This is a genomic window from Luteibacter sp. (assembly GCF_051958795.1).
Classification (GTDB): Bacteria; Pseudomonadota; Gammaproteobacteria; order Xanthomonadales; family Rhodanobacteraceae; genus Luteibacter.
In genome coordinates this window covers 1-9,280 of record NZ_JBQCFT010000299.1, presented here as the reverse complement: position 1 = coordinate 9,280, position 9,280 = coordinate 1, and the positions used below count along the sequence as shown (strand labels likewise).

The window sequence follows — 9,280 nt, the reverse complement described above, 5'->3', positions numbered from 1 at the left end:
TTCGGTGCTGTCGGCCTGGGTGACCACCGCGAGGTTCTCGTGGCGGATACCGTAGCGGCCGGGCTTGTACAGGCCCGGCTCGATCGACGTGATCATGCCGGTCTCCAGCGGCACCAACGCACCACCGGCGACCGGCGGGCGGATGCCGTGCGGACCTTCATGCACGTTGAGGAAATAGCCGACGCCGTGACCCGTGCCATGGCCGAAGTCCATGCCGGCCGCCCACAGCGGCGCGCGGGCGAGGGCGTCGAGCTGCGGGCCGCTGGCGCCTTTCGGGAAGCGGGCGCGGGACAGCGCGATCATGCCTTTGAGCACGAGGGTCGAGTCGCGGCGCTGTTCGTCCGTGACGGGGCCGAGCGCGAGCACGCGGGTGATGTCTGTCGTACCGCCGAGATACTGACCGCCGGAATCGACCAGCAGCAGGCCCTTCGCCGCAAGCGGGCTGAAAGCCGCCTCGGTGGCCCGGTAATGCGGCAGGGCGCCGTTGGCCTGATAGCCCACGATCGTGGAGAAGCTCTCGCCCACGAACCCGGTCTGGCGGGAACGTGCCTCGCGGACGATCGTGTCCACGTCGAGCTCGGTGAGCGGCTCGCCGGCCGCCAGCCCCGTTTCGATCCGGCGGAACGCCTGCGCCAGCGCCGCGCCGTCGCGGCGCATCACGTCGCGGATGTGGTCGAGCTGTTCCGGCGTCTTGCAGGCCTTCTGCGCGGTGGAGGGGCTGGGTGCCCGGATCTGCTTCACGCCCGCGGGCAGGCCTTCCAGCAGGGCGACCACGACACGGCCGGCGTCGTACATCAGGACGGCCTCGTCGGGCAGGGCCGCGATGGCCGACGCGGCGGTGCCATAGTCGGCCAGCGCGATACCGTCGGCGGCGAGCGCCGCCTTGACGTCCGCGGGCACCTTCGCCGCGTCGATGAAGAGCGTGGCCGTGGATTCCGCGACGAGCAGGTGGGCCAGAAACACCGGGTTGTAGTCGACGTCGGCGCCGCGCAGGTTCGTGAGCCAGGCGATGTCGTCGAGGCTGGACACCAGATGGTGCGTGGCACCCGCCCGGCGCATGGCATGCCGCACATGGCGAAGCTTGTCGGCGCGCTCGACGGCCGCGAACGGCGCCGCGTGGTCGAACACGGGCGCGGTGGGACGGGCGGGGCGGTCCACCCATGCGATGCCCGGCAGGTCGAGATCCGTTCGCAGATGGGCGCCCGTCGATCCGAGGCGCGACGCAAGGCTCTCGGCACCGGATACCGACAGGCTGTCGCCGGCCACGGCCACCACGTCGCCCTCGCCGAGCTGGCTCGCCAGCCAGCCCACGTGCTCCGGCGTGTGCGCCACGTTCAGTTTCATGAGCGGAAGCCCGCTGCCGGCCAGCTCGCCGTCGGCCTGCGAGAAATAGCGGGAATCGGTCCACAGGCCGCCGCCGGTGGCCGTCACGACCAGCGTGCCGGACGATCCGGTAAAGCCGGAAAACCATTCGCGGCCCTGCCAGCGGGGAGGCAGGTATTCGGAAAGGTGGGGATCGGCGGTGGGGACGACGACGGCGGCGACGCCTTCACGGGCCATGGCGGCGCGAAGGGCCTGGAGGCGGGCGGGGATCGGGGATGGGCTCATGGACCCATGGTAACGAGTTTCCATTCAGCTCCCACTCGCGAGGGCGGACACACTTGGGTAAAATACAAATTTCCAGCACTGGCTGCTCGCATGACTCCCCTGATTTTCGTCACCGGCGGTGTGGTGTCTTCCCTCGGGAAAGGCATCGCAGCGGCGTCGCTTGCCTCCATTCTCGAGGCGCGTGGTCTCTCCGTGACCATGATGAAGCTCGATCCGTATATCAACGTGGATCCGGGCACCATGAGCCCCTTCCAGCACGGCGAAGTGTACGTCACCGACGACGGCGCCGAGACCGACCTGGACCTGGGCCACTACGAGCGCTTCGTGCGTACGCGCCTCACCGGCAAGAATTCGATCACCGCCGGCAAGATCTACGAGGCCGTGATCCGCAAGGAGCGCCGCGGCGATTACCTTGGCGCGACCGTGCAGGTCATCCCGCACATCACCGATGAGATCAAGCACGCCATCCACGAGGCCACCCGCGGCTTCGACGTGGCGCTGGTCGAGGTGGGCGGAACCGTGGGCGACATCGAGTCGCTGCCCTTCCTGGAAGCCATCCGCCAGTTGCGCATCGAGCACGGCGCGGAAAAGTGCATGTTCGTGCACCTGACTCTGGTGCCCTATATCAAGGCCGCAGGCGAGATCAAGACCAAGCCGACCCAGCACTCGGTGAAGGAGCTGCGTTCGATCGGTATCCAGGCCGACGTGCTGCTCTGCCGTACCGAAGAGCCGCTGCCTGACGCCGAGCGCCACAAGATCGCCCTGTTCACCAACGTTCCGAAGAACGCGGTCATCAGCACGGTCGATGTCGATGTGATCTACAAGCTGCCGATGTGGCTGCACGACCAGGGCCTCGACGAGCTGGTGATCAAGCGCCTCGGCCTCGATGCCGGTCCGGCAGATCTCTCCAGCTGGGTGCGCACGGTCGAGGCCGTCGAGCACCCGCGCGACGAGGTCACCGTGGCTATCGTCGGTAAGTACGTCGAGCACAAGGATGCCTACAAGTCGCTGGGTGAAGCCCTGCGTCACGGCGGCATCAAGCAGTCGACCCGCGTCACGCTCGACTGGATCGATTCCGAAGACGTCGAGGCCCGCGGCGCCCGCGCCGTGCTTGGCCATGCCGATGCCATCCTGGTGCCGGGCGGGTTCGGCAAGCGTGGCTTCGAGGGCAAGATCCTCGCCGCGCAGTTCGCTCGCGAAACGGGCATCCCGTACTTCGGCATCTGCTACGGCATGCATGCCGCGGTGGTCGAGTTCGCCCGCAACACGGCAGGGCTGACCCAGGCGGATTCCAGCGAGAACGACCGCAACACGCCGGATCCGGTCATCGGCCTGATCACCGAGTGGACCACGGCCACGGGTGAGACCGAGCAGCGCAGCGAGCGCTCCGACCTGGGTGGCACCATGCGCCTGGGCGCCCAGGAGTGCCGCCTGAAGGCCGGTACGCTGGCGCGCGAGCTGTATGGCGAAGACGTGGTGCGCGAGCGCCACCGCCATCGCTACGAGTTCAACAACCGCTACCGCCAGTCGTTCGAGGATCTCGGCCTGGTCATCTCCGGCAAGTCGATGGACGACCTGCTGGTGGAAGTCGTCGAGCTGCCGCGCAACGTGCATCCGTGGTACCTCGGTTGCCAGGCGCACCCCGAGTTCACCTCGACCCCGCGCGAGGGCCACCCGCTGTTCATCGGCTTCGTGCGCGCGGCGCGCGAGTACAAGGCCGTGCGCGATGGCGAAAAGCTGGCGGCGCGCTCCGAAGAATCGGCGGCTTGACGCTATGATGGGCACTGCCCGGCGCGCTTGAGCGCCGGGCTTTCAGCGAGGGGGCCAAGGGCCTCCCCAGGAGAAGGGCGTCGATGGTCGAAGACAGCGGGATCCCCATCGGGAGCGCCCATGCCCAGCATGCGGCGGCGCCGAAGCTGCCGCAGTCGGGTCTCGGCATCGCGTCCTTCATCATCGCGCTCGTTTCCGGTCTCGCTGTCCTTGGCGGCATCACGCTATCGGCCCTGCTCATCGCGAGTGGCGGCGATACGGCTGACCACCTGCCGCTGTTCGGCCTGATCGGCATCGTCCTCATTTTTTTCCTGCTCGCGGCACTGGTCGGCACCGTGCTGGCCCTGGTGGCGCTGCGCCGCCAGGACCGCCGGCGCACGTTCGCCGCGATCGGCCTTGGCCTCAACGTTTTCATCCTGCTTGGTACCGGCGCCATGATGCTGCTGGGTACCGTGCTCCGTCATTCCAACTCGTAACGGGAAGCGCATGACCACCTCGATCACCAAGATCCACGCCCGCGAAATCCTCGATTCCCGCGGTAACCCCACGCTCGAAGCCGAAGTCACCCTGGCGGATGGCTCGTTCGGCCGCGCGGCCGTGCCCAGCGGTGCCTCCACCGGCACGCGCGAAGCCGGCGCCCTGCGCGATGGCGACAAGTCGCGTTACGGCGGCAAGGGCGTGAAGAACGCCGTGGGTAACGTCAACACCACCATCGCCAAGGCGCTGGCCGGGTTCGACGCGCTCGACCAGAAGGGCCTGGATGACAAGCTCATTGCGCTCGACGGCACCGACAACAAGGGCAAGCTTGGCGCGAACGCGCTGCTCGGCGTCTCCATGGCCGCCGCGCACGCCGCCGCCGCCTCGAAGAAGCAGGCCCTGTGGCAGTACCTCATGGTCAACGGCGGCGGCTCGCTGCCGGTGCCGATGATGAACATCATCAACGGCGGCGCGCATGCCGACAACAACGTCGACGTGCAGGAATTCATGGTGCTGCCGGTGGGCGCGCCGAACTTCGCCGAAGCGCTGCGTTACGGCGCCGAGATCTTCCACGCGCTGAAGTCGGTGCTGAAGGGCCGCGGCCTGAACACCTCGGTGGGCGACGAGGGTGGTTTCGCGCCGAACCTCAAGTCGAACGTCGAAGCGCTCGATACGATCCTCGAGGCCGTGGACAAGGCCGGCTACACGGTCGGTAGCGAGATCCTGCTCGGCCTCGACGTGGCCAGCTCGGAGTTCTTCAAGAACGGCAAGTACGACCTCGAAGGCGAGGGCAAGGTCTTCACCCCGGAACAGTGGGTCGATACCCTGGCTTCGTGGGCGAAGCAGTACCCGATCGTCACGATCGAAGACGGCATGGCCGAAGGCGACTGGGACGGCTGGGCGCACCTCACCAAGGTGGTGGATGGCGCAATCCAGCTTGTCGGCGACGATCTCTTCGTCACCAACCCGAAGATCTTCCAGGAAGGCATCGACAAGAAGATCGCCAACGCCATCCTGATCAAGGTCAACCAGATCGGCACGCTTACCGAAACGCTGGAAGCCATCGCCATGGCCGACCGCGCGCAGTACGCGGCCATCGTTTCGCACCGTTCGGGCGAGACCGAGGACACCACGATCTCGGATATCGCCGTGGCGACCACCGCGACCCAGATCAAGACCGGTTCGCTGTGCCGCACCGATCGCGTGGCCAAGTACAACCAGCTGCTGCGCATCGAGGAAGCGCTGGGCGCGCAGGCGAAGTACGCCGGCCGCAACGCGTTCCCGAACCTGACCAAGCTCCCGGGCTGACAGGGGTACCGTGAGCAACGCGGCACTCCTGCGCTGGGTCGGCCTGATCCTTGTCGTCATCCTCATCGCCCTGCAGCTGAAGCTGTGGGTCGGTGGTGGGGGGATGGCCGAGGTCGATTCGCTGCGCACGTCGGTCAAGAAACAGACCGAGGAGAACGCCACGTTGCAGAAGCGCAACGAAGCGCTGGGCGCGGACGTGGAAGATCTGAAGCACGGTGAGCAGGCCACCGAAGCGCGTGCGCGCCAGGAACTGGGCCTGATCAAGCCGGGTGAGACGTTCTACCAGGTGGTGGAGCCGGGGGCCGCGACCAGCGCGCCTCCGCCTCCGCCGCCCGTCAGCGCTGGCGACCAGTAATGGACGCGCTGTGGTGCGTGATTCCGGCCGCCGGCAAGGGCGTCCGGGCCGGCGGCGACCGGCCGAAGCAATACCAGCCGCTCGCCGGGCGGCCGCTGCTCGACCACACGCTGGAGCGGCTTGCGGCGCACCCGCTTATCGCGGGGCTCCTCGTCGTGATCGCGGCGGACGATACCCATTTCGCCACGATCGACCAGGTCCGCGGCAAGCCGCTGCTGACCGCCGTGGGCGGGAGCGAGCGGAGCTATTCCGTGCTGGCCGGCATCGATGCGTTGCCGGCCTCGGTGGGGCCTGATGCCTTCGTGCTCGTGCACGACGCCGCGCGCCCGTGTGTCCGTGCCGACGACATTACCCGGCTTGTCACACTGGCAGGGCAAGGTGAGGGTGGCCTGCTGGGCGCCCCGTTGCGCGACACGCTGAAGCGCGCCGATGCGGACGGCTACAGCGCGGCGACCGAGCCGCGTGACGGCCGCTGGCGGGCCTTTACCCCGCAGATGTTCCGCCGCGCCGCGTTGGCGCATGCACTCCGCCTTGCCGCCGACGCCGGTATCGTCGTCAGCGATGAGGCCATGGCCATCGAGCGTGCAGGCGGCAAGCCGCTGCTCGTCGAGGGCTCGGAAGACAATATCAAGGTCACGACCGCGGCGGATTTCGCGCTCGCGGAGTTCCTGCTCGGGAGGACAAGATGATTCGCATCGGACAGGGATTCGACGTGCACGCCTTCGGCGAAGGTGACCACGTGATGCTCGGCGGCGTGCGCGTGGCGCATAAGCAGGGCGTGCTGGCGCATTCCGATGGCGACGTCGTGCTGCATGCGTTGTGCGATGCGTTGCTGGGCTCGCTCGCGCTGGGCGACATCGGCAAGCATTTCCCGCCCTCGGACGAAAAGTGGCGGGGCGCCGATAGCCGCACCTTCGTGCGCGCCGTGCGCGAGCTGGTGCTCGCCCGCGGCTACGTACTTGGCAATGCCGATGTCACCGTGATTTGCGAAGCGCCGAAAGTGCTGCCGCACGCCGACGCCATGCGCGCCAACATCGCCACCGATCTCGGCGTGGACATCGACCGCATCAGCATCAAGGCCACGACCACCGAAACCCTCGGCTTCACCGGCCGCCGCGAAGGCATCGCCGCGCTGGCCAGCGTGCTGGTACAGCCCGCGTGACGGAGCTCGAGGCCCGCATTCCGGCGCCACGCCTGCAGGATCGCCTGGAGACGATCAACGACCTGCTGCGCCGGCGCGAGGCGGTGGAAGCGCTCGACGAGATGACGCCTGCCGGAGATGCCGTCACGCTGGAGCGCATCGACGTCGAGCTGCAGGCCACGCTCGATGGTTTGCACCCGGCGGACCTCGCCGATGTACTGGAGTCGCTGCCGCTCGAGGATCGCCTTGCCGTATGGCAGCGTGTCCGCAGCGACCGCGATGGTGAAATCCTTCTCGAAGTCTCCGATTCCGTTCGCGAATCGCTGATCGCCGACATGGACGACCGCGAGATCCTCGCGGCGGTCGAGCCGCTGGATGCGGACGAGCTCGCCGACCTCGTCGATGACCTGCCGACTGAAGTGCTGCCTGAACTCATGGCAAGCCTCGACGCGCAGGAGCGCGAGCGCGTGCAGGCGGCCATGTCCTACGAGGACGACCAGGTCGGCGCGCTGATGGATTTCGACATGGTCACCATCCGCGAGGACATCAGCCTCGAGGTGGTGCTGCGTTACCTTCGCCGTTTCGAGGAACTGCCCGCGCAGACCGACAAGCTGTTCGTCGTGAACGCGGAGCATGTGCTGACCGGCGTGCTGCCGCTGCACTGGCTGCTGGTGAACTCACCGGACAAGATGGTCCACGAGATCATGGCACCCGACGTGAACACCTTCCGCCCGGAAGACGACGCGTATGACGTGGCCCAGGCGTTCGAGCGCTATGACCTCGTCACCGCGCCGGTGGTCGACGCGCACACGCGCCTGATCGGCCGCATCGCCGTCGACGCGATGATCGATTTCATTCGTGAGGAAGGTGAAGCCGAAGCGCTGTCGCGCGGCGGCCTGCGCGAGGAAGAAGACATCTTCGCCTCGGTGTGGAAATCGGTGCGCAACCGCTGGGCCTGGCTGGCGACGAACCTGGTGACGGCGTTCATCGCATCGCGAGTTATCGGGCTCTTCGAGCATTCCGTCGAGAAGCTGGTGGCGCTTGCCGCGCTGATGCCCATCGTGGCCGGCATCGGCGGTAATTCGGGCAACCAGACCATCACCATGATCGTCCGCGCCATGGCGCTGGAACAGGTGAACGTGGCACAGGCGGGCCGCCTGTGGCGCAAGGAGCTGGGCGTCGCCCTGATCAACGGCATTCTCTGGGGTGGCGTGATCGGTATCGTCGCCTGGCTGCTGTACGACAGCGCCTCGCTCGGGCTGGTCATGACGGCTGCGATGACGCTGAACCTGCTGCTCGCCGCCTTCATGGGCGTCGGTATCCCGATGCTCATGGTCAAGCTTGGCCGCGACCCGGCGCTGGGCTCCAGCGTGCTGATCACCGCCATGACCGACAGCGGCGGCTTCTTCATTTTCCTTGGCCTGGCCACGCTGTTCCTGATGTAAAGGCACCACCCGATGACTGAGCAAGAACTTCCCTTCGCGTTTGGCGCGCCCCCGCTGCGCGCCCGCCTGCGCAGCCAGCCCGAGGATTTCTTCGTCGAAGAGATCCTGGGCTATGAGCCGGATGGGGCGGGCGAGCACGCCTTTGTCCTTGTTGAGAAGCGCGGGGCGAATACCGACTGGGTGGCGCGTGAGGTGGCGAAGTTCGCCGGTACCTCGCCGATGAACGTGGGCTACGCCGGTATGAAGGACCGCCACGCCGTAACTCGCCAGGTTTTCACCGTGCAGTTGCCGGGCAAGGCCGATCCGGACTGGAGTACCTTCCCGCACGCAGACGTGAAGCTGACCGCGCTCGGCCGTCATTCGCGCAAGATCAAGCGCGGTGCCCTGCGTGGTAACCGCTTCGTTCTGGTGCTGCGTGAGATTGACGGTGATCGTGCCGCTGCCGAGGCGCGCCTGGCGGCGATCGCCGCGCGCGGTGTGCCCAACTATTTTGGTGAACAGCGCTTCGGCCTGGGCGGGAACAACGTCGAGCAGGCCAGGGCGATGTTCAAGGGACGCCGCGTGGATCGCGACAAGCGTTCCATCCTGTTGTCGTCGGCGCGCTCTCATATCTTCAACGGCGCGCTTGCCGAGCGCGTTGCCGCGGGTACGTGGGATGCGGCGATGGACGGCGAGATCTGGGGCCTCGATGGCTCGCGCTCGTGGTTTGGGCCTGAGCCGTTCACCGACGTGCTTGCGGAGCGTCTCGCCCGTTTCGATATCCATCCGACCGGGCCGCTGTGGGGCAGGGGCGAAACCCCGGCGTCGGGCGACGTCGCCGTGCTGGAGAACGCGGTTGCCGCGCGCGATGCCGACCTGGCGGAAGGCCTCGCTGGCGCGCGGATGGACCAGGAACGCCGCGCGCTGCGTCTCAAACCCGCTGACTTCGGCTGGCGCTGGCTTGACGACGGAGCGCTGGAGGTGAGCTTCGCACTTCCCGCCGGCGCCTACGCGACTACCGTGATCCGCGAGCTGGCCCTCACTGCCTGACCGGGCGAAACGACCCGTGGGAGCGCGCGTTGGCGCGCAATCCCCACCCGGCCAGCCCCCCAAACGCGCCAACCCGCGCCCACCGGGCGGTTAGCCCCCGCACGGCGTGTGGGCCACCACGCGGGTGACCGGAGTGGCGTATGCGCC

Annotated in this window: 9 protein-coding genes; 8 read left to right on the top strand and 1 reads right to left on the bottom strand. The window is 67.5% G+C overall.

From position 1 onward, the window contains the following. Positions 1 to 1,608: M24B family metallopeptidase (locus ACTHLF_RS15645; protein WP_440328394.1), on the bottom strand; the 1,608-nt coding region annotated here is incomplete at its 3' end. A 90-nt stretch (positions 1,609 to 1,698) separates the two neighbouring features. Here ACTHLF_RS15645 and ACTHLF_RS15640 point away from each other — a divergent pair. The 8 genes from ACTHLF_RS15640 to truD all read left to right on the top strand — a co-directional run bounded on the left by ACTHLF_RS15640 (position 1,699) and on the right by truD (position 9,133). After that, on the top strand, positions 1,699 to 3,378 hold the full coding sequence (locus ACTHLF_RS15640; RefSeq protein WP_440328393.1) for a CTP synthase: 1,680 nt from the start codon (positions 1,699 to 1,701) through the stop codon (positions 3,376 to 3,378). A gap of 83 nt (positions 3,379 to 3,461) precedes the next feature. Further along, on the top strand, positions 3,462 to 3,854 hold the full coding sequence (locus ACTHLF_RS15635; protein ID WP_440328392.1) for a hypothetical protein: 393 nt from the start codon (positions 3,462 to 3,464) through the stop codon (positions 3,852 to 3,854). 10 nt (positions 3,855 to 3,864) lie between these two features. Then, the gene (gene eno, locus ACTHLF_RS15630; protein WP_440328391.1) at positions 3,865 to 5,163 is read left to right on the top strand and encodes a phosphopyruvate hydratase; all 1,299 of its coding nucleotides are present in this window, start codon (positions 3,865 to 3,867) and stop codon (positions 5,161 to 5,163) included. 10 nt (positions 5,164 to 5,173) lie between these two features. Then, entirely contained in the window at positions 5,174 to 5,518 is a 345-nt protein-coding gene (gene ftsB, locus ACTHLF_RS15625; protein ID WP_440328390.1) for a cell division protein FtsB, read from the top strand. Beyond that, the gene (gene ispD / locus ACTHLF_RS15620; RefSeq protein WP_440328389.1) at positions 5,518 to 6,207 is read left to right on the top strand and encodes a 2-C-methyl-D-erythritol 4-phosphate cytidylyltransferase; all 690 of its coding nucleotides are present in this window, start codon (positions 5,518 to 5,520) and stop codon (positions 6,205 to 6,207) included. The genes ftsB and ispD overlap by 1 nt, the downstream gene beginning before the upstream one ends. Beyond that, the gene (gene ispF / locus ACTHLF_RS15615; protein ID WP_440328388.1) at positions 6,204 to 6,680 is read left to right on the top strand and encodes a 2-C-methyl-D-erythritol 2,4-cyclodiphosphate synthase; all 477 of its coding nucleotides are present in this window, start codon (positions 6,204 to 6,206) and stop codon (positions 6,678 to 6,680) included. Before ispD ends, ispF begins: the two co-directional genes overlap by 4 nt. Then, positions 6,677 to 8,104, top strand: a complete 1,428-nt coding sequence (mgtE, locus tag ACTHLF_RS15610; protein ID WP_440328386.1) for a magnesium transporter — start codon at positions 6,677 to 6,679, stop codon at positions 8,102 to 8,104. The genes ispF and mgtE overlap by 4 nt, the downstream gene beginning before the upstream one ends. 12 nt (positions 8,105 to 8,116) lie before the next feature. Continuing rightward, entirely contained in the window at positions 8,117 to 9,133 is a 1,017-nt protein-coding gene (gene truD, locus ACTHLF_RS15605) for a tRNA pseudouridine(13) synthase TruD (protein WP_440328385.1), read from the top strand. Positions 9,134 to 9,280 lie beyond the last annotated feature (147 nt).

Excerpts from the sequence above, each read along its gene's own strand:
- ACTHLF_RS15640 (WP_440328393.1), top strand. The coding sequence starts at position 1,699 with ATGACTCCCCTGATTTTCGTCACCGGCGGTGTGGTGTCTTCCCTCGGG.
- ispF (WP_440328388.1), top strand. The coding sequence starts at position 6,204 with ATGATTCGCATCGGACAGGGATTCGACGTGCACGCCTTCGGCGAAGGT.
- truD (WP_440328385.1), top strand. The coding sequence starts at position 8,117 with ATGACTGAGCAAGAACTTCCCTTCGCGTTTGGCGCGCCCCCGCTGCGC.
- eno (WP_440328391.1), top strand. The coding sequence starts at position 3,865 with ATGACCACCTCGATCACCAAGATCCACGCCCGCGAAATCCTCGATTCC.
- ACTHLF_RS15635 (WP_440328392.1), top strand. The coding sequence starts at position 3,462 with ATGGTCGAAGACAGCGGGATCCCCATCGGGAGCGCCCATGCCCAGCAT.
- ispD (WP_440328389.1), top strand. The coding sequence starts at position 5,518 with ATGGACGCGCTGTGGTGCGTGATTCCGGCCGCCGGCAAGGGCGTCCGG.